Below are 19,336 nucleotides of genomic sequence, written 5' to 3'. Positions count from 1 at the left end.
GGGGATTGCTTCGTTCCTCGCAATGACGTATGGGATTAGACGCTTTCCCAATCCCCCCTTTTACCTATCATTTTTACAACTATAACATCTTAACGATAATAATATTTCAGCGCTTTTTATCTAAATTTTTAAAAACTATATTAATTCTCATAGGTTTCTCTTTTGGTAATCTTTGCTTAAATTGAGCCAATAAAACCTGAATGAAAATATACCATTTGAGTGCTGAATGCTATCCCGTTGCCAAAGTTGGCGGGTTGGCAGATGTTGTTGGCGCATTGCCTAAGTACCAGAACCTTGCAGGTTTGCAGGCTGCTGTTGTTTTGCCTTTTTACGACCGTAAGTTTACCCAGGAAAACGATTTTGAAATTGTTTTTGCCGCGGCAACCTTACTTGGCAACCGCCGTCTTTTCTTCGAGATCCTGAAAGAAAAAACAAATAAGCTTGGTTTTGAACTTTATTTAGTGAAGATCCCAGGTTTACTTGATAGAGAAAATGTATACAGCTACCCCGATGAACGCGAACAGTTCATTGCCTTTCAACTGGCATTTTTAGATTGGATCAGCTATTCGCAGCAAACGCCCGATTTGATCCACTGCCATGATCATCATACCGGGCTGATACCTTTCCTGCTTTATCATTCAAAACTTTATACACGTTTGGCTCATACGCCAACTGTATTTACTATACATAATGGCCAGTATCACGGTGCTTTCGGCTGGGACAGACTTTCATTACTCCCCGAAATCGATCTTACCAAAACAGGATTGCTTGACTGGGCAGGTGGTATTAATCCGCTTGCTGCCGCTGTTAAATGCAGCTGGCGCTATACTACGGTATCGCCAACTTACCTGCAGGAACTTACTTATAACTCAAACGGGTTAGAATACTTGTTTTATATTGAACGGGCAAAGGGATCCGGTATCATGAACGGCATCGACACCGAGGTTTGGAACCCTCAAACCGACCCGATGATCCCAACTAAATTTTCGGCTAAAACATTGGCTAAAGGTAAAAGGGCTAATAAAGAGGCCATTTGCAAGCGCTTTGAACTTGATCCTGAAAAACCATTATTCACCTTTATCGGGCGTTTAGTTGTTGAAAAAGGTGCCGATTTGCTGCCTGCCGCAATTGAGCGCAGCCTGCTGGAGAACGAGGGCGAAATAAACTTTGTGATATTAGGGGCCGGCGACAAGGAAAACGAACTGGCGCTACTTCAACTAAAAAATAAATACCCGGAACATTGCAATGTATTTATCGGCTATGATGAATCGTTGGCTCACCTGATATATGCCGGGGCCGATTTCCTGCTGATGCCATCACGCGTAGAGCCATGTGGTCTTAACCAATTATATGCGCTGCGTTACGGCACTATGCCTATTGTACGCACAACAGGAGGCCTCAATGATTCTGTTATTGACTTTGGCGACGAGGGCGGATATGGTATCCGCTTTGTACAAGCCAGTGTTCAGGATATATGCCACTCGGTGTTCAGGGCCAAACAACTTTATCAGGACACTACGAAAATGCAGCTGCTGCGCAAACAAATGATGGCGCTTGATTTTTCGTGGACACGCTCAACACAACAATACATTGAACTATACGAAAGCTTAAAACTCACTATATGACATCCAAAGTAATTTCCATTGTGCTCGGTGGCGGCCAGGGCAGCCGCTTATCACCGCTAACCGCAACGCGGTCGAAACCGGCAGTACCAATTGCGGGTAAATATCGTTTGGTGGATATTCCCATTTCAAACTGTCTGCACTCGGGCATTACGCGTATTTATGTGTTAACGCAGTTTAACTCGGCATCGTTAAACAAGCATATCAAAAACACTTATCACTTCAGTAGCTTTAGTGATGCGTTTGTTGATATCCTTGCGGCGGAACAAACGCCATCAAGTGTAGCCTGGTTCCAGGGCACGGCAGATGCGGTTAGGCAAAGCTTACACCATTTGGCAGTACATGAGTTTGAGTATGTTCTGATCCTTTCTGGCGATCAGCTATATCAGATGGATTTTGAAGATATGATCAACCATCATATCGAAACCAACGCCGAAATTTCAATTGCTACCATCCCGGTTGATGCAGCTGATGTTCCGGGCTTTGGTATCCTGAAAACAGACGAAAACAACATGATCACCTCGTTCATCGAAAAGCCAAAAAGCAATTTCGAAAGCTGGGCATCAGAAGTTAGTCCGGAAATGCAGGCCGAAGGCCGTGTATACCTGGCATCTATGGGTATCTACATCTTTAACCGCAAATTGTTGTATGATTTGCTTGAGGGCAACGAACGTACCGATTTTGGTAAAGAAATTATCCCGCAATCAATTGAAGGCCACCGCGTAGCCAGCTACCAATACGAGGGTTACTGGACAGATATCGGTACTATTCCTTCATTCTTTGAAGCAAACCTGGGCTTAACCGATAATATCCCTAAGTTTAACCTGTTTGATAAAAACCCGATATATACCCGTGCGCGCATGCTGCCACCGTCAAAAATATCTGGTACGCTGATGGAAAAGTCTATCGTTGCAGATGGTTGTATCATCAACGCCAAGCAGATCACACATTCGATAATAGGTATCCGTACCCGTATTGGTGTTAATACCATTATTGAAAACTGCTATGTGATGGGTAGCGACAACTATCAAACACTGGAGCAAATTGCCGAATCGAAAGAGAGTGCTTCGCCAATTATGGGTATTGGAGATAATTGCCACATTAAAAACGCGATCATCGACAAAAACACATACATAGGCGATAACGTAACCATTAACTGTGGCGAAAAGCTTGAAGACGGTGATTATGGCACACACACGGTGCAAGACGGTATTGTTGTAGTTAAGAAACGTGCTATAATACCAAGTGGCACAGTTATTTAATTAAAAAACAAGAGAAAACAATTCATAGTTAATTTGTTATAATAGGTACAAACCATTTAAAACATAATCAACTATGAAAAAGGCACTATGTATGATTGCTTTAGCAGCGATCAGTTTCAGCAGCGTTTTCGCTCATGGCACATTAGTTCGCCCATCCAAAGGCGTTATGCAAACTGATACTACCAAGAAGAAATCGAAGCCTAAAAAAATGAAAAAAGATACCATCATGAAAAAAGACACCATGAAAATGAGGAGGAAATAAGTCTTTAGTCGGAAGCCGGAAGTTTTAAGTCCGGTTGGTATCAAGCGAAAACCGCCCCGGCAAATGCCGGGGCGGTTCTTGTTTATAATCGTCATGCTGAACTTGTTTCAGCATCCCACATGACAAGTCTACACCCTGTAATGAGAATCTGCTTCGTGGGTTCCCGAAACAAGTTCGGGATGACGTGTGTTTTACAAATCCAAAGTTTCACCAATGGCCGGCAATTTCAAATTCAAACCGGCTTTGATAAACTTCTCAGCTACTTCATCTTTATCAATTTTGATAACCGGGAACGAATCATAATGCACGCCAATAATGTTTTTGCAGTTAATGAACGCCGCAGCTTTAATGGCATCATCTGCGCCCATGGTATAATTATCGCCGATAGGCAAAAATGCCCAGTCGAGATTTTCATCGGCCAGCAGCTTCATGTCATAAGTAAGCGCTGTATCACCAGCAAAATAGATCACTTTACCTTCAGCATAAATTAAAAAACCTGCAGGGTTACCGCCCGGAGAGCCATCAGGCAAAGTACTTGAATGCACGGCATTCACCATTTTAACACGACCGAAATCGAAATTAAAGCCGCCGCCAATATTCATTCCGTGTACATTTTCGATGCCTTTAGTGCCAAGCCAGCCGGCAATTTCGGCAATGCAAATTACCTTTGCGCCGCTGCTTTTAGCAATCTCCAAAAGGTCGGCCACGTGGTCGCCATGTCCGTGCGATACCAGGATGTAATCAGGTTTAATGCTGTGAATATCGATATCTTTTGCCAGTGGGTTAGGGCTTATGAACGGATCGAAAAGCAATTTCTTTCCTCCGGTTACAATCTCAAGGGCGCACTGGCCATAATAAGTAGTTTTCATAGAATGTTATTTTATGATCTGATCAAAAGTAAACACTTAATAACAGCGATTTGATTTAGTGGCAGAAAAGTTACAAATATGTGTTTGAACAACAAATAGCAACTTTTTATTATTCCGGAATAAGTTATTAAATGCAAAAAGCCGGGTTTGCTGCAACAAACCCGGCTTTTATATCTTTCGGAAAAATCCGTATTTACTTAAGTGTTATACCTGTTTTACCCATGGTACCGCCATCAGCATAAAGCATAATGGTGTAAGTGCCTTTCTGGAATGGAAGGGTTGGGTTAATCCAGTCAATGGTGTATTGTGAACCATCATCCTTAAAGTCGATTGATGTTTTATAAGTGTATTGCAAATCCTGGCCGTCGGCACTGAAAGTACCTGAATCTGGTGCGGTGATCAGGTTACCGGTTGGGTCAATCACACGCACATAAATATCGTGCATTGCTTTTGTAGCCAGTGTATTGCTTGCGACTGTGAAATTGATTTTCAATTTTTTAGCCGGATTTGCACGGGTAACATCCACCTCTTTACCGCTGCCCCGTATTTTATAGGCCACCACATCTGATGTGGCCAGCTTAAGCGCCTGGGCAACTTTCACCTTAGCGCCAAGGTCTTCATTTTGTTTAGACAGGGTATCTACCTTTTTAGCAACCGTTGCCAGGTTTGTTTTTAAGGTGTCCCTTTCGTTGGTAAGTGAGGTGTTTTGTTTTTTAAGCTCTTCGATATCTGCGGTGTATTTGGTTACAAAATAGCGGAGCTGTTTAACATCTTCCTGAACTTTTGCAAGCTCCTGTGCGGTAAGTTTACCTTTAGCCAGTTTGGCCCTCAGAACTTTAATGGTAGACTTTAATGAGTCGTTTTTTGCCGTTAATGCGGCGGTCATTTTGGCTTTGCCTGCGGTGACCTGTTCAACCTGCGATTCAAGACTATCAAGCTCGGTTTGCAGCCTCGTTTGCTCATCATGCTGATAAACTATTTTTTTATCGGAGTTGTTTTTTTGCAGGTACAGGTACACATCGGTACCCAATAAAGCAAGTACTACTACAATAAGAAAATAAATGACGTTTGAGTTTTTCTTAGGTTGTTGTTGCCCAGATTGGTTTTCCATAGCAATTAAATGTTAAGTTTTAGCATAGTTAAGCAAGTGGTATAACAAAAGCTTAGCTATAGTGTTTGTTTTTGGCGAAATATCAACTGTTAATTGATGTAAAGCACTATCCTGCAAGTATATACAGGTTGTTTATTTTTAATGGTTAACATAATGAACGTTAAAACAATAAAAATATGATTTAAAAAAAATTATTACATCAATTGTGTTAGGCGTGGGGCTAAAATAAATACAAAATGTTTAAAACACAATAAGGCTTCAATTTTTATACTTCATAATAAACCTGCTACGTTATGAGTTTATATCTTTGCAGCTTGCTAACTTAATATTATTTAATGCATATATACCAACGGTTCATACTCCTTATTATACCCCTGTTTACCTGTTTATCAGTTAATGCGCAGCCGGCAGAACTTGTACCGGCCCCGGTTGACGTAAAAATGCAACCCAAGCGCGAATTCAGGGGGGTATGGATAGCTACCGTTGTTAATATCGACTGGCCAACCAATTCCAAATCGCCGTCAGAAAAGCAGAAACAGGAACTCATTGACATATTAAACTCGCACCAGGAAACTGGAATAAACGCGGTGATGCTACAGGTAAGACCCGCTGCCGATGCCTTTTACGCCAAAAGCCGCGAGCCATGGTCAAAGTACTTAACAGGCAAACAAGGTCAGGCGCCAAGCCCAAACTACGATCCGCTTGAGTTTGCTATTACCGAAGCGCATAAACGCGGTATGGAGCTGCATGCCTGGTTTAACCCATACAGGGCAACCTTTGATGGCAACTTTGCAGCGCTAAGTCCGCAGCATATTACTAAAATCAAACCCGAGTGGTTTTTTACTTATGGTGGAATAAAAACCTTTAACCCCGGCTTACCCGAGGTGCGCGACTATATTGTGCAGGTGATACTGGATGTTGTGGATAATTATGATATAGATGGCGTACACATGGACGATTATTTTTATCCATATCCTATTGCCGGGCAAAAAATAAACGACAACGCAACGTTTAAACAATATGGCGAAGGCTATGATAATATTAAAGACTGGCGCCGTCACAACGTGGATTTGCTGATACATATGATTGCCGATAGCGTTCACGCGCATGACCCTAATATCAAATTCGGTATTAGTCCGTTTGGGATCTGGGCTAATAAGGCACAAAACGAAGAAGGTTCGGAAACCAATGGCGGCTCATCTTACTATGAAAACTATGCCGATACCCGCAAATGGGTAAAAGAGGGCTGGATAGATTATATCAATCCACAACTTTACTGGCAAATAGGTAACCGCGCTGCCGATTTTCAGAAACTGTTAAGCTGGTGGAGTGATAATACCTATGGCAGGCACCTGTACGTAGGTCAGGCAGCTTACCGCATTAACGAACGCAAGGTGCAGGCCTTCAGAAACCCGTCGCAGTTACCGCAACAAATAGGGCTTATTCGTGATAACCCGAGGGTGCAGGGCAGTGTTTATTTCAGCTCTAATTCGCTTACCAGCAACCCGCTTGGCTTTACTGATTCGTTACGTGATAATTATTACCAATATCCAGCCCTGCCACCTGTAATGCTTTGGCGCGATTCGATACCGCCCAATGCCCCGCAACAGGTTACGGCAAAAGCAGTAGGTAAAAGTGTGGCTGTAAGGTGGCTTACGCCAACTTTAGCTAAAGATGAAGAACCTGTTTACGGCTACGTGATCTACCGTTTTAACGATGGTGAAAAGATAGATATCGACAATCCTAAAAATATCCTGAAGATCAAATATGACCCAACTCTGGGTTATGATGACAATACCGTTATTAAGGGTAAAACCTATTTTTATGTGGTCACGGCATTGGATAGGATGAAGAACGAGAGTGAGAGATCTCCGACTATTGCGGTTACGGTGCCGTAGAGCAAAGTTCTTTTTCATTGTAGGGCGAGACTTGTGCGATTCCCTCCCCTGGGAGGGTGTAGGGAGGGGTTTCATCGACAGCTTATTTGCTAAATGGCGTATAAACCCCTCCCTGCCATTACACAATCAGCCGCCCTCCTCCCAAGGGAGGGAATTTGAAATTCATTTAAAGCTCTATCAAACCCTTTTCTTTCAATTTATTCAGGTATATATCAATCTCCGAATCGCCCATACCAAATATGCTTTCAGCTTTCCAAAAGGCGTGGTAAATTTCGATTTTGGTTTTGGCGCCGCTATTGTAAATATCCAGGAGTCTTTGTTCGATATAAGTCAAGCCATCCGCATTGGTTTGCATACGTTTCAGGTGGGCTTTCAACGCGGGCTTAAGCAATGGGACACCGCCCCAAAAGGTATTTTCATTGAGCCATTTTTCTAATCCTGGCAGATCGTTATTAACGTATAACCTCCAGGCATCAAAGGCAAGGCCGAGCTCCCATTCGTTCAGGCGTTCGCGGGCATCGTACAGTTCCTCAAACTGCTCACCGGTTAGTTCACCAAGGCCCTTCTTATTTTCAAACTGAACACAATCTGCTAAACAGATGAGATAAATAGCCGGAGCCGACATATCGGTTTTGAGCGAGAGCATTTCTAATACGCCCAAAAGGTTCACCTGGCAGTGCAAATCAAATTCAAACCATAAATTGATCTCTTTATACTCACTGCTTAGTTTACCAAGCTCATCCAACACCTTATGTTGATAATCATCCTCGGGATCATCAAAGGTTTTGCCGATCCAGTCGCGGCGGGCATTCCAGAAACTCGCCGACAGGATATCCTCCTGCAGCGGGCCTTCAGAAAACACCTCGCGCCAAACCATAACATCGCCATCGAGCCCGGTTTGATCAAAGCCATCTAACGCGGCATCGCCATTTAATATGTGTAGGATAGTGTTCATAAAAGCTAAGTTAAAAATAATTAATACCCCGGTTTCCTAAAGGGTAAGTTTTTTGATTTGTGATGACAATTGATTATAAGAATTGCTGTTTGAGGTTTGCAAAACCCTGTAGTTGCAAACTACAGGCATATTCGTCCGTAGACAGAATCAACGGAGAGTGCATTTGCTTAATTTGCGATAACAGTTATTACAAATCCATTGTCTTAGCAAACAAAAAACCCCGCCTGGGCAGGCGGGGTTAAACATAATTAACTATTTATAACTGATTGAAAAAATCCTTGTTTATTAAGAGCAGCCCATAGAGTTGCCGCAGTTTAAGCACTTGTAGCAGGTGCCGGAACGTACTGTGGTATGCCCGCAAACGTTACAGCTTGGCGCATCGCTTTGTACGCCCATACTAACGTCGAAAGATAAACCTTTTCTTTGAGGATTGACAGAATTATCCAAGGATACCTGATTGTTGGTAGTTGGCTGATATACATTACTTTCGTCCGCGTTAAAAGCATCATCGTCCATTTGCGGATTGCCGAGTATAGTTCCCTCAGTTATTACATGTACAAGGTCGGTACGGTTCTGATACTCATAACCCAGCATCCGGAAAATGTAATCGATAATAGAAGTTGCGCTTTTAATGTTAGGATGGCCGATAACCATGCCCGCAGGCTCAAAACGGGTAAAGGTAAATTTCTCCACATACTCTTCAAGCGGCACGCCATACTGTAAGCCAACCGAAACAGCAATAGCAAAGCAGTTCATGAGCGAACGGAAAGTAGCACCCTCTTTGTGCATATCCACAAAAATCTCGCCCAGGGTACCATCCTCGTATTCGCCGGTTCGTACAAATACATTCTGACCGCCAATGTTGGCCTTTTGTGTAAAGCCACGACGTTTATAAGGCAGGTTCTTTTTCTCCACCACACGCGATAGCTGACGCATGAAAGCCGTATCCTTTGATTTTTCCATAATGGCCATGGCCGCTTCAATAACCTGTTCCGGGGTTAGGTCGGCAAGTTTTACGTTGGCCGCTTCGCCTAATACTTCTTCAACGGTATCCAGCTTATCATCAGCTTCCTCCTTAACATCCGATTTGGTTGAGAGCGGTTGCGACAATTTACAGCCATCGCGGTAAAGTGCGTTGGCCTTTAAACCCAGCTGCCATGAAAGCTCATAGCAATCCTTGATCTCTTCAACCTTGGCCTCGTTTGGCAGGTTGATGGTTTTAGAGATAGCCCCTGAAAGGAATGGCTGAGCTGCCGCCATCATTTTAATATGACCATGAGCGTGGATATAACGCTCGCCTTTGGTGCCGCATTTGTTGGCGCAATCAAAAATCGGGTAATGCTGCAGCTTCAGGTATGGAGCCCCCTCAATGGTCATGGTACCGCAGATGTACTCATTGGCCTCGGCAATCTGTTTTTTATTGAAGCCGATGGCTTTTAATAAATTGAAGTCAGCAGCGTTATATAGCTCGGCAGCGATGCCAAGGCGTTTCAGGCATTCCTCCCCCAGCGTCCAGATGTTGAACGCAAAACCGATTTCAAATGCCGATACCATTGCCTTATCCAGTTTTTCCAGTTCATTGTCTGTAAAACCTTTGGCTTTAAGGGTATCAATGTTGATGTGCGGCGCGCCTTTTAATGTAGCAGCACCCTTGGCATAATTTACAATGGCAGTAACCTCATGCTCCTGGTAACCTAAATTACGCAGGGCTTCGGGTACGGCCTGGTTAATGATCTTGAAATAACCTCCGCCGGATAGTTTCTTAAATTTAACTAATGCAAAATCGGGCTCAATGCCGGTGGTATCGCAATCCATCACCAAACCGATAGTTCCGGTTGGGGCTATAACGGTAGTCTGCGCGTTGCGGTAACCATATTTTTCACCCATTTCAACCGCTTTATCCCAGGCATTGCAGGCTGCCGAAAGCAGGTAGTCAGGGCAGATCTTTTGATCAATACCCGGAGGAGCGATTTCAAGGCTTTCATAATTTTCGGTTGAGTTATAAGCAGCGTAACGATGATTCCGCATTACACGCATCATATGGGCCTTGTTATCGTTATATCGACTGAAAGTACCCAACTCACGGGCCATCTCGGCCGAGGTAGCATAGGCTGTACCGGTCATGATGGCGGTAATTGCCCCACCAATAGCTCGGGCTTCGTCACTGTCATAAGCAATGCCGCTAACCATCAGTGCCGAACCAAGATTGGCATAACCCAAACCAAGCGTACGGTAATCATAGGATAGTTGCGCTACCTCTTTAGATGGAAACTGCGCCATCAGCACAGATATTTCCAGTACGATTGTCCACATGCGACAGGCATGTTCAAAACCTTTTACATCAAACACACGGGTTTGCGCATCAAAGAAATGGGCAAGGTTGATGGATGCCAGGTTGCAGGCCGTATTATCCAAAAACATATATTCCGAACACGGGTTGGAAGCGTTGATCCGGCCACCTTCGGGACAAGTATGCCACTCGTTGATGGTACTGTCAAACTGCACACCCGGATCGGCACAGGCCCAGGCCGCAAATGAAATATCATCCCATAACTTTTGAGCAGATATAGATTTAACGGTTTTGCCACTCATCCTGCTGGTTAAATTCCAGCTTGAACCGGTTTTAAGCGCGTTGAAAAAATTATTAGGGATCCGTACCGAGTTATTGGAGTTCTGACCGGATACCGTACGATAAGCCTCGCCCTCATAGTCGGAAGAATAGCCAGCCGCAATCAGCGCCGCTACTTTCTTTTCTTCTTCCACTTTCCAGTTCACGAAGCTCTCAATTTCGGGGTGATCAAGATCAAGGCAAACCATTTTGGCTGCGCGCCGGGTTGTACCGCCTGATTTGATAGCCCCTGCTGCCCTGTCGCCAATTTTCAGGAACGACATCAGTCCGGATGAATAACCTCCGCCGGATAGTTTTTCGTTATCGCCACGTATTTTGGAAAAGTTGGTACCTACGCCCGAACCGTATTTAAAAATGCGCGCTTCACGAACCCATAGATCCATAATGCCGCCTTCATTCACCAGGTCGTCATCAACAGAAAGAATGAAGCAGGCATGCGGCTGCGGGCGCTCGTAGGCCGAGGTTGATTTGCTGAGTTGCTCTGTTACCGGATCCACAAAATAATGCCCCTGGGGCTTGCCTGTAATGCCGTATGAGGTATGTAAACCGGTATTGAACCATTGCGGCGAGTTTGGAGCGGCCAATTGCCCAACAATGGTATAAACTATTTCGTCATAAAATATTTCAGCGTCTTTAGGTGTGGCAAAATAACCGTAACGCATGCCCCAGTCCTTCCAGCAATTGGCCATGCGGTGGGCAACCTGCTTAATGCTTTTTTCGGATCCGGTTGTACCATCAGGTTGCGGCACGCCGGCCTTGCGGAAATATTTTTGAGCCAGGATATCAGTAGCCACCTGCGACCAGCTTGCAGGCACCTCAACATCGTTCATTTCAAACACCGCGTCGCCGGAAGGATTGCGGATAACCGACGATCGCTTTTCATACTTAAACAGGTCATAAACGTTAATGCCTTCTTTGCTGAAATAGCGTTCTGCTTTGAGTCCCTTTCCTCCGCTTGCCGGGGGTGTGTTCCTGGTAATGTTTTTAGCCATAGCTTTTCCTGAATTATGATAAAATTAACTGAGTAGATGCAACACTAAAAAAGGTTCAGGGGTTTTAACTCAAATCTATCAGTATGCTGAATAGCATAATAGCCAGAGTTTTCCACAGAGTAGATATAAATAAGGCGTATGAACTTTGGCTAATTTGCAGGGGCTGTTTTTCAGTTATTTACGGTGTTAATAACTAAGAATTGAGGGTGTTTTTGTTGGAGAAAACGAGGCGTTTTTAATCATGTTCAGCGACAGCGATTTAGGGGAACATAAGCTTCATCGTTGTTGTGCGAAAAAGTTTACTGGCTTGTAGCTGGCGCAAGTATGTAGGGCTGGCCTGAGCGACGGCTACTTGTGCCTTCGACGGCATAAAAGGCACAAGCAGCCTTTGCCCTTATTCCCTGCCCCACATGCTTGCGCCAGCAAAAGGAGAGCATCGTTATACAGCAAAAAGCCTCCGGATTACTCCGGAGGCTGTGGTTAATTGTTATATTAAGATCAGTCAACAATTACATCTCTAAAAAATGGTCGAAAGTATCGCTGCGGATACCCAGCCTTAAGGTTTCTAACGGAATGATATCCGTAGGGGCTATGTTACCCAGGCTCACGTTGGCGCCAATCAGTTTAATAAACCAAACCTGCTGTGCTTTTTGAGGGGCTTCCCAAATGATGGTTTCTTCCGGAATCTGGGTCAGGATCTCATCAACTAAACCCTGGCGTACTTCGCCCGAATCACGGTAGATCCCTACATTGCCGCTTTCGCGGGCTTCGGCAATAACCTTCCATGAACCAGCCTCAATTTCGGCACTCATCAGTTTAATCCATTTATACGGCGCAAAGATCTTTTGAACATCTTTTGAGCCTACTTCAGATATTACAGTAACCTGTTTGGCCAGCTCGCTGATGTATTTACATTTTACATCATGCTCAATGGTAATCGATCCGTCAGATACTTCGCAATGTTCCAACTGGTATTTATCTAATAAACGGCGGTAATCATCAAACTGGTTACGCACAATAAAAGCTTCAAACAAGGTACCACCAAAATAAACCGGGATCCCGGCCTCGCGGTAAAGTTTCAGCTTTTGTTCAAGGTTAGGGGTAACATATGATGTAGCCCATCCCAGTTTTACAATATCAGTGTAGGCGCCACCAACTTCAATAAAATCTTCAACCTGGCGTAAACTAAGCCCCTTGTCCATAACCATGGTAATGCCTTTATCACGTGGTTTAGCTGTACGTTCGGGAAGATGATTGATAGTGTAGTTCATTGTGAGTATTTGTTATAGCCTATAACTAAAAGTTCTAACGAGGCAAAGGTCGCAACAAATATGCAGATGTGCAAATTTCAAATGTTAAATGATCTTAAAGCTCATGGTAAATTCATGTTGTTGGTTATGGTGAGTGGTTGATTGTAATTTGACTTTTCTGGCGGTATAGCGGTAGTTGATATTCCTAAAACACGAAAGACGCACAATGTGCGTCTTTCGTGTTTTAGTTTATTTAAAAGGCAGAACCATTCACCTAATCAACTCAATCAACCATTCACTCCCTACTTCGTATACCTGTTAATGATATCCACAATTACTTTATTCTTTTGCAATTGTGGCAGGTAATCAAACAGGATATAGTGCTTTTCCGGGTCGGCAGCTAAGGCATACTCAAGGTTGTTAAGGGCTTCGTTGTACTCGCCTTTAGCAAACAGGTAGGCCACCATACGGTAGTAAAGCTCGGCAGCTTCGGGGTTGTTTTTAATGGCCTGGGCTATGATCTCTATAGCTTCATTAAGCTTTTGCTGCTCATAAAGTATTGATGAATAGTCCAGCCAGGCGTCAATGTCCAGTGGGTTTAATTCTACCACTTTCTCATAAGCCTTTTCCGCTTCATCTAAATGGCCAAGCTTGTATTCGGCATCAGCTATGGCAAACCAGTAATCGGCATTGGCAATATCCAGGTCGAGCGCTTTTTTGTAAAAGTGCAGGGCCTCAAAATAGCGCTCTTCAAAATCAAGGGTAACACCAATCCCAAACCAGGCATCGGCCAGTTTCGGATCCATCTTAACCGATTTTTTGTAGAAAGCACGGGCATCATCCATTTGCTCCAGCTTTTCGTAGCATTCGCCAATAGCGCAATAAGTATCGGCATTGGGCTGCTCATACTCAAAGGTGTGACGGTAAACCTCTATCGCTTCGGCATATTTTTCGAGGTTAACCAGCGCGTTACCTTTGTTGAAATAGGCCGATGCAAAACTGTCCTTAATTAATATGGCATAATCGTAAGCATCGATAGCTTTTTCAAACAGGCTTAGCTTGGTATAGGCGTTGCCTAAGTTATACCAGGCCGCGTAGCTATATGGTTCGTTATCTATATATTGCTGATAAAACTGCACGCTTTCCTGCTGGTTGTCCATTACGTCGTAGCAAAAAGCCAGTTCGTAAAGGGCATCCTGGTTTTCCATGTTTTGCTTAAGACAAAGCTTAAGGTAAGTAATGGCAGTATCATAATCGCCCATATTTTGGTAAACGTAGGCAATGTGCAGCAGTATCTCGTCGGTTTCTTCGGCAAGGTCAAGGGCTTTTTCGTAGTTTTCCAGTGCCTCGGCATAGCGCTCCAGGCTTTCGTACAGGTTACCACGGATAATATAAATATCCGCGTCCGACGCTTCAAGCATAGCAGCTTTATCCAGCGCGGCAAAAGCCTCCGGTACTTTGTTGCTTACCACAAGCAGTTGAGCCTGTTTAATCAGGAAAATTGCCGCAAAAGGGTGCTGATTTCGCGCGTACTCTGCTACCTGTAATGCCCTGGCCGGATCATTCTTTTCGATGTAGTAGTCGATAATGTTCTCAAACGCCTGGGCATCAAAAAAGTACAAGTCCTGATTTCTGATCATTTCCTCGTACCGTTCTACCGAGAATTTTGGGTCTTCGGTAAAACCAAATTCAAATTCTTCTTCCATTCAATTTTGTTTGCAGAACATCCGCTTTAGGTTGACAAATTGCCTTGTAAAGACTTATTAAGTGTCAAATTACAACAACTAACTTCCAAATTGCAATTTAGTTTTCAACATTCAAACATTGTTAACAACTGTTAAATACAAAGCATTGATAATTAATAGCAATGGATACAACAGGCAACGGACGAGTGATTCTGGAAAATTTGCCCTAAAGATTTCTACCTTTGACAAAAGTAACAATTATGGAGCCTAATATTTCAGATATCCTAAAACGTTTACATATAAACGATATTAATGAAGCCTTTAGTACAGGCGGCAACTGGGGCAGTAGCGCCGGTGCTGCTGTAAAAGATATAACATCGCCTGTTGATGGTAAAAAGATAGCTTCGGTACGTATGGCAACCGAAGCAGATTACAATCAAGCTGTTGATCAAGCTGCCAAGGCGTTCAAAACCTGGCGTAAAACCCCGGGCCCTAAACGCGGCGAGATTGTACGCCAAATTGGCGAGGCGCTGCGTGCCGCCAAGCAGGATTTGGGTACCCTGGTATCTTACGAAATGGGCAAAAGCCTGCAGGAAGGTCTTGGCGAAGTACAGGAAATGATAGATATTGCCGATTTTGCCGTTGGCCTGAGCCGCCAGCTATATGGTTTAACCATGCACAGCGAACGTCCGGATCACCGCATGTATGAGCAATACCATCCGCTGGGCATTGTTGGTATCATTTCGGCTTTTAACTTCCCGGTGGCAGTTTGGAGCTGGAATTCATTGCTGGCCTGGGTTTGCGGCGACGTGTGCATCTGGAAACCATCCGAAAAAACACCCTTGACGGCTATTGCCTGCCAGCATATTGCACAGGAAGTTTTTAAAAAGAATAACATTGAAGAGGGCGTTTCATGCCTGGTTATTGGCGACCGCAACATTGGCGAACTTATGGCTGCTGATACCCGCGTTCCGCTGGTTTCCGCTACAGGTTCAACCCGTATGGGTAAAGCTGTAAGTGCCGCCGTTGGCGCAAGGCTTGGCAAAAGCCTGCTGGAGCTTGGCGGTAATAACGCCATTATCATCAGCGAAAATGCCGACCTGGATATGTCACTTATCGGGGCGGTGTTTGGAGCGGTGGGTACTGCCGGTCAGCGGTGCACCAGCACCCGCAGGCTCATTATTCACGAAAGTGTTTACGAGGCTTTTAAACAAAAACTGATTAGCGCATACAAGCAGATCAGGATTGGTAACCCATTAAATGAGCATAACCATATGGGCCCGCTGATTGACACTGATGCCGTTGCCCTATACCTTAACTCGATTGAAAAATGCAAGACTGAAGGTGGCAATTTTGTAGTTGACGGCGGCAGGCTTGAAGGCGCAGGTTATGAGTCGGGCTGCTATGTAAAGCCTTGTATTGCCGAAGTTGAAAATCATTTTGAGATAGTGCAGCATGAAACCTTTGCACCTATCCTTTACCTGATAAAATACAGTACCATTGAGGAAGCCATTGAACTGCAGAACGGTGTTCCGCAGGGATTATCATCGGCCATTATGACCAATAATTTGCGTGAGGCAGAACAATTTTTGTCATACGCTGGTTCTGACTGTGGCATTGCCAATGTTAACATTGGCACGTCCGGCGCCGAGATTGGCGGTGCTTTCGGTGGTGAAAAAGAAACCGGCGGCGGCCGTGAATCAGGGTCAGACGCATGGAAAGTTTATATGAGGAGACAAACCAATACTATAAACTACTCAAAAACGTTGCCTTTAGCCCAGGGGATAAAGTTTGATTTGTAAATCAGCTCTTTGTCATTGCGAGCGAAGCGTGGCAATCGCATACTATACAAAGCGGCCATGCTTACGTGCGATTGCTTCGTCGTTCCTCCTCGCAATGACATGATTTTTTGTTTTTGCGTTAGGGATAGCAGCGGATACCGGCCATGAGCGTAATGCCTGCAGGCGTATGAGCGGATAGCCCGGCCGGAGGAAACGCCCGGAAATAAAGGGTCAAGATTTACCGATGGGAGAAAATAAATAAAAATTAAAAGAATAAATTAAACTTATATCTGATAGAAGCCGTTAAAAAAGGATTTAACTCAATAGTTTAAACAGCATTCCTGCAAGAACAAAGTGATTTTGCACTGTGCATAGCCGATCCGCCAATTGGGGATTGCTTCGTACCTCGCAATGACGCTTTTTTAATGCTTCTAAAGAATTCTATATACCATATAAACACTGTTCATGTTCAAATTTTGTAAGTACGTAAGCGCAACCACCTTATCAGCAGCATTATTAATTAATCTACCGGCATCGGCACAACAGGCACCCGCCGCCGATCCAGCCCCGCCAAAAGCATGGCACCTGCTTGATTTAAAGGAGACCGGCTTTTACGGCATCAGCTTAAAGCAGGCTTATTTGTTTTTACAAGGCAAAAAAAGTAAGCCCGTGGTTGTCGCAACTATCGACAGCGGTGCTGATACCCTGCAAACAGACCTGAAAACAGTGTTATGGGTAAACAAAAAAGAAATTCCAGGGAACGGTATTGACGACGACCATAACGGTTACATTGATGATATACATGGCTGGAATTTTTTAGGTGGCCCGGGCGGCAAAGCCGATTTTACCCAAACCACCGAAGAAGTACGCGAATACAACAAGCTGAAAGGCAAGTACGCCTCTGTTACCGACTCGACAGCCACGGATAAAAAGGAATATGCCTACTGGCTGCGTGTTAAAACAGTATATGACTCGACTGTGAACAAAGCTAACACCGAAATCGGCCAACTTTCGCCGGTAATGAACGCGCTGATGGTTACCAGCGGATACATTAAACGCGGTCTTAATTTGCCTGCCAATGGCACCTTTACGCAGGCCGACCTGGTACGCGTGAAAGCCAGCAATGATACCTTGAGCCAAAGCAAATATGTTTGGGAGTCGGTATTTGCGCAGGAGGGGGCCAACTCAACCAATGCCAAGATCATTAAAGACCTGAGCGAGTACCTGGCCAAGCTTAACAATGATATTTCGCCCGACCTTACTTCGCGCAAACGCATTGTGGGCGATGACCCAGATGTTATGGACGGCAAGCCATATGGCAATAACCTGGTAAAATTTGCTGATGCAGCGCACGGCACAGGCGTAGCCGGACTGATTGGCGCTGTACGTAATAATAACTACGGCATTAACGGCGTAGCCGACAATGTAAAACTGATGATCATTAAAGCCGTACCTAACGGCGATGAATACGATAAAGATGTAGCCAATGCTATCCGCTACGCGGTTGACAATGGCGCCAGGGTGGTTAACATGAGCTTTGGCAAAAAGATCTCGCCTCATAAAGAATGGGTTGATGCAGCCTTTAAATATGCCGCATCAAAGAATGTACTATTGGTAATGGCTGCAGGTAACGACAACCAGGATATGGACACACAGCCTGAGTTTCCGAATGATACCTTTTTAGACGGATCGTCAACAGACGCTGATAATGTAATCAGCGTGGGGGCTTCGGGCGCTAAATTAGGACAAAACCTTGCAGGTGATTTCTCTAACTACGGCAAAAAGAGTGTCGACGTTTTTGCCCCGGGGGTAAAGGTAACATCTATTACTACCGATGCTGAAGTTGATACTGAAGATGGCACCAGCTTTTCATCGCCAATAACAGCCGGCATAGCCGCTTTGATATTAGAATATTATCCAAACCTTAGTGCTAAACAGGTGAAAGAAGCCATTTTAGGCTCGGCTACACCACTTACCGGCACCATGGTTTTGAAGCCCGGCAGCAAAACCGAAAAGGTTGATTTTACAACACTTTCAAAAACCGGCGGTATTGTAAACGCTTACAAAGCGTTACAACTTGCGTCTAAAATGAAACCCGAGGTTCTGGTTAATTAATTTTATAATAATTAAGAAGAATAATGCGATGGCATAATCTTCTTAATTATCAACATTTTACCCTTAACTGCGTGCCTTTCAAACTGGTTAAAAGTCAAAATAAAAAAACACTTTCCAGTTATGGTATTTTTCCCTACATTTGCGGGCTAATTGTTGCTCATTGAAATCGCTTAAGAAATATTCGATTCCCTTTACGGGGCTTAAACTGGGGAAACACCAGTTTGAGTATGACATACAGGATGACTTTTTTGATGAGTTTGAGTACTCGTTAGTAAAAAAGGCAACCCTGCACTGTGAGGTTGAACTGGATAAGCAGGAAACTATGCTGATCCTGAACTTTAAGATTGACGGCACAATTGATACCACCTGCGACAGGTGTTTATCGCAATTGCCTCAACAGGTTGATATTACTGAACAACAGATAGCTAAGTTCAGTGATGAGGAGATTGATGAAGACGAAGAGATCATCACCCTTGGTAAAAACGATCATGAGATTGATATAGCCGGGTTGATTTATGAATACATAAACGTTGCAGTACCGTTTATTTCGGTTTGCGACAACGAGGGCGAAACCCCTTATTGTGATAAGGAAATGCTTGACAAGCTGAATAAGCTTTCGGCAAATGATGAACAAAGTGAGCAAACAGACCCACGGTGGGATGCGCTCAGGAACATGAATAAATAATTAATATTAGGATATTATGCCACATCCAAAGCGGAAATTTTCGAAATCAAGGAGAGATAAACGCAGAACTCATTACAAAGCGGAAGCTCCAACTTTAACTACCTGCCAAACTACAGGCGCTGTGCACTTGCCACACAGAGCATACACTGTTGATGGTAATGTTTACTACAACGGTAAAGTTCTTATTGAGAAAGCAGCAGTAGCATAAGTTTAATTTTCT

At 44.1% G+C, this 19,336-nt stretch carries 14 protein-coding genes; 8 read left to right on the top strand and 6 right to left on the bottom strand.

Annotated elements, in window-relative coordinates; genetic code table 11:
- Nucleotides 1-200: 200 nt before the first annotated feature.
- The 3 genes from EAH55_RS03615 (at nucleotide 201) to EAH55_RS03605 (ending at nucleotide 3,146) form a co-directional block, all read left to right on the top strand.
- A complete protein-coding gene (locus tag EAH55_RS03615) occupies nucleotides 201-1,625 on the top strand; it encodes a glycogen synthase (protein ID WP_121808503.1) in 1,425 nt (474 codons plus the stop codon).
- On the top strand, nucleotides 1,622-2,884 hold the full coding sequence (locus EAH55_RS03610; RefSeq protein ID WP_112571510.1) for a glucose-1-phosphate adenylyltransferase: 1,263 nt from the start codon (nucleotides 1,622-1,624) through the stop codon (nucleotides 2,882-2,884). The genes EAH55_RS03615 and EAH55_RS03610 overlap by 4 nt, the downstream gene beginning before the upstream one ends.
- 73 nt (nucleotides 2,885-2,957) lie before the next feature.
- Nucleotides 2,958-3,146, top strand: a complete 189-nt coding sequence (locus EAH55_RS03605; RefSeq protein WP_121808502.1) for a hypothetical protein — start codon at nucleotides 2,958-2,960, stop codon at nucleotides 3,144-3,146.
- A gap of 191 nt (nucleotides 3,147-3,337) precedes the next feature.
- On the opposite strand, the gene EAH55_RS03600 is transcribed toward EAH55_RS03605, so the two are convergent.
- Both EAH55_RS03600 and EAH55_RS03595 read right to left on the bottom strand, forming a co-directional pair.
- Nucleotides 3,338-4,015 (bottom strand): metal-dependent hydrolase, encoded by a 678-nt coding sequence (locus EAH55_RS03600; protein WP_112571514.1) that lies wholly within the window; start codon nucleotides 4,013-4,015, stop codon nucleotides 3,338-3,340.
- 193 nt (nucleotides 4,016-4,208) lie between these two features.
- Nucleotides 4,209-5,126: a hypothetical protein gene (locus EAH55_RS03595; RefSeq protein ID WP_112571516.1), complete on the bottom strand. Its 918-nt coding sequence runs from the start codon at nucleotides 5,124-5,126 to the stop codon at nucleotides 4,209-4,211.
- Nucleotides 5,127-5,461: 335 nt separating this feature from the next.
- Here EAH55_RS03595 and EAH55_RS03590 point away from each other — a divergent pair, with 335 nt between their 5' ends.
- The gene (locus EAH55_RS03590; protein WP_121808501.1) at nucleotides 5,462-7,024 is read left to right on the top strand and encodes a glycoside hydrolase family 10 protein; all 1,563 of its coding nucleotides are present in this window, start codon (nucleotides 5,462-5,464) and stop codon (nucleotides 7,022-7,024) included.
- 166 nt (nucleotides 7,025-7,190) lie between these two features.
- Here EAH55_RS03590 and EAH55_RS03585 read toward each other — a convergent pair whose 3' ends face one another.
- The 4 genes from EAH55_RS03585 to EAH55_RS03570 form a co-directional block, all read right to left on the bottom strand.
- The gene (locus tag EAH55_RS03585; RefSeq protein ID WP_121808500.1) at nucleotides 7,191-7,979 is read right to left on the bottom strand and encodes a DUF1835 domain-containing protein; all 789 of its coding nucleotides are present in this window, start codon (nucleotides 7,977-7,979) and stop codon (nucleotides 7,191-7,193) included.
- 285 nt (nucleotides 7,980-8,264) lie between these two features.
- On the bottom strand, nucleotides 8,265-11,600 hold the full coding sequence (locus EAH55_RS03580) for a vitamin B12-dependent ribonucleotide reductase (protein WP_121808499.1): 3,336 nt from the start codon (nucleotides 11,598-11,600) through the stop codon (nucleotides 8,265-8,267).
- 509 nt (nucleotides 11,601-12,109) lie between these two features.
- A complete protein-coding gene (locus tag EAH55_RS03575; RefSeq protein ID WP_112574563.1) occupies nucleotides 12,110-12,871 on the bottom strand; it encodes a phosphosulfolactate synthase in 762 nt (253 codons plus the stop codon).
- Nucleotides 12,872-13,152: 281 nt separating this feature from the next.
- A complete protein-coding gene (locus EAH55_RS03570) occupies nucleotides 13,153-14,556 on the bottom strand; it encodes a tetratricopeptide repeat protein (protein WP_112574564.1) in 1,404 nt (467 codons plus the stop codon).
- Between the two features lie 239 nt (nucleotides 14,557-14,795).
- On the opposite strand from EAH55_RS03570, the gene amaB reads away from it, so the two are divergent.
- The 4 genes from amaB (at nucleotide 14,796) to rpmF (ending at nucleotide 19,324) form a co-directional block, all read left to right on the top strand.
- On the top strand, nucleotides 14,796-16,337 hold the full coding sequence (amaB, locus tag EAH55_RS03565) for an L-piperidine-6-carboxylate dehydrogenase (RefSeq protein WP_121808498.1): 1,542 nt from the start codon (nucleotides 14,796-14,798) through the stop codon (nucleotides 16,335-16,337).
- Nucleotides 16,338-16,781: 444 nt separating this feature from the next.
- The gene (locus EAH55_RS03560; RefSeq protein ID WP_121808497.1) at nucleotides 16,782-18,431 is read left to right on the top strand and encodes a S8 family serine peptidase; all 1,650 of its coding nucleotides are present in this window, start codon (nucleotides 16,782-16,784) and stop codon (nucleotides 18,429-18,431) included.
- 160 nt (nucleotides 18,432-18,591) lie between these two features.
- A complete protein-coding gene (locus EAH55_RS03555) occupies nucleotides 18,592-19,116 on the top strand; it encodes a YceD family protein (RefSeq protein WP_112574567.1) in 525 nt (174 codons plus the stop codon).
- A 16-nt stretch (nucleotides 19,117-19,132) separates the two neighbouring features.
- The gene (gene rpmF, locus EAH55_RS03550; protein WP_090534782.1) at nucleotides 19,133-19,324 is read left to right on the top strand and encodes a 50S ribosomal protein L32; all 192 of its coding nucleotides are present in this window, start codon (nucleotides 19,133-19,135) and stop codon (nucleotides 19,322-19,324) included.
- Nucleotides 19,325-19,336: the final 12 nt, after the last annotated feature.

This window comes from Mucilaginibacter kameinonensis (assembly GCF_003675385.1).
GTDB classification, from domain to species: Bacteria; Bacteroidota; Bacteroidia; order Sphingobacteriales; family Sphingobacteriaceae; genus Mucilaginibacter; species Mucilaginibacter kameinonensis.
This window is presented reverse-complemented; position numbering and strand designations above follow the sequence as displayed.

What these genes read in the sequence shown, in the direction of transcription:
- EAH55_RS03600 (WP_112571514.1), bottom strand. Translation starts at nt 4,015, where the DNA reads ATGAAAACTACTTATTATGGCCAGTGCGCCCTTGAGATTGTAACCGGA.
- EAH55_RS03615 (WP_121808503.1), top strand. Translation starts at nt 201, where the DNA reads ATGAAAATATACCATTTGAGTGCTGAATGCTATCCCGTTGCCAAAGTT.
- EAH55_RS03580 (WP_121808499.1), bottom strand. Translation starts at nt 11,600, where the DNA reads ATGGCTAAAAACATTACCAGGAACACACCCCCGGCAAGCGGAGGAAAG.
- EAH55_RS03575 (WP_112574563.1), bottom strand. Translation starts at nt 12,871, where the DNA reads ATGAACTACACTATCAATCATCTTCCCGAACGTACAGCTAAACCACGT.
- amaB (WP_121808498.1), top strand. Translation starts at nt 14,796, where the DNA reads ATGGAGCCTAATATTTCAGATATCCTAAAACGTTTACATATAAACGAT.
- EAH55_RS03610 (WP_112571510.1), top strand. Translation starts at nt 1,622, where the DNA reads ATGACATCCAAAGTAATTTCCATTGTGCTCGGTGGCGGCCAGGGCAGC.
- EAH55_RS03585 (WP_121808500.1), bottom strand. Translation starts at nt 7,979, where the DNA reads ATGAACACTATCCTACACATATTAAATGGCGATGCCGCGTTAGATGGC.
- EAH55_RS03590 (WP_121808501.1), top strand. Translation starts at nt 5,462, where the DNA reads ATGCATATATACCAACGGTTCATACTCCTTATTATACCCCTGTTTACC.
- EAH55_RS03595 (WP_112571516.1), bottom strand. Translation starts at nt 5,126, where the DNA reads ATGGAAAACCAATCTGGGCAACAACAACCTAAGAAAAACTCAAACGTC.
- EAH55_RS03605 (WP_121808502.1), top strand. Translation starts at nt 2,958, where the DNA reads ATGAAAAAGGCACTATGTATGATTGCTTTAGCAGCGATCAGTTTCAGC.
- EAH55_RS03570 (WP_112574564.1), bottom strand. Translation starts at nt 14,556, where the DNA reads ATGGAAGAAGAATTTGAATTTGGTTTTACCGAAGACCCAAAATTCTCG.
- rpmF (WP_090534782.1), top strand. Translation starts at nt 19,133, where the DNA reads ATGCCACATCCAAAGCGGAAATTTTCGAAATCAAGGAGAGATAAACGC.
- EAH55_RS03560 (WP_121808497.1), top strand. Translation starts at nt 16,782, where the DNA reads ATGTTCAAATTTTGTAAGTACGTAAGCGCAACCACCTTATCAGCAGCA.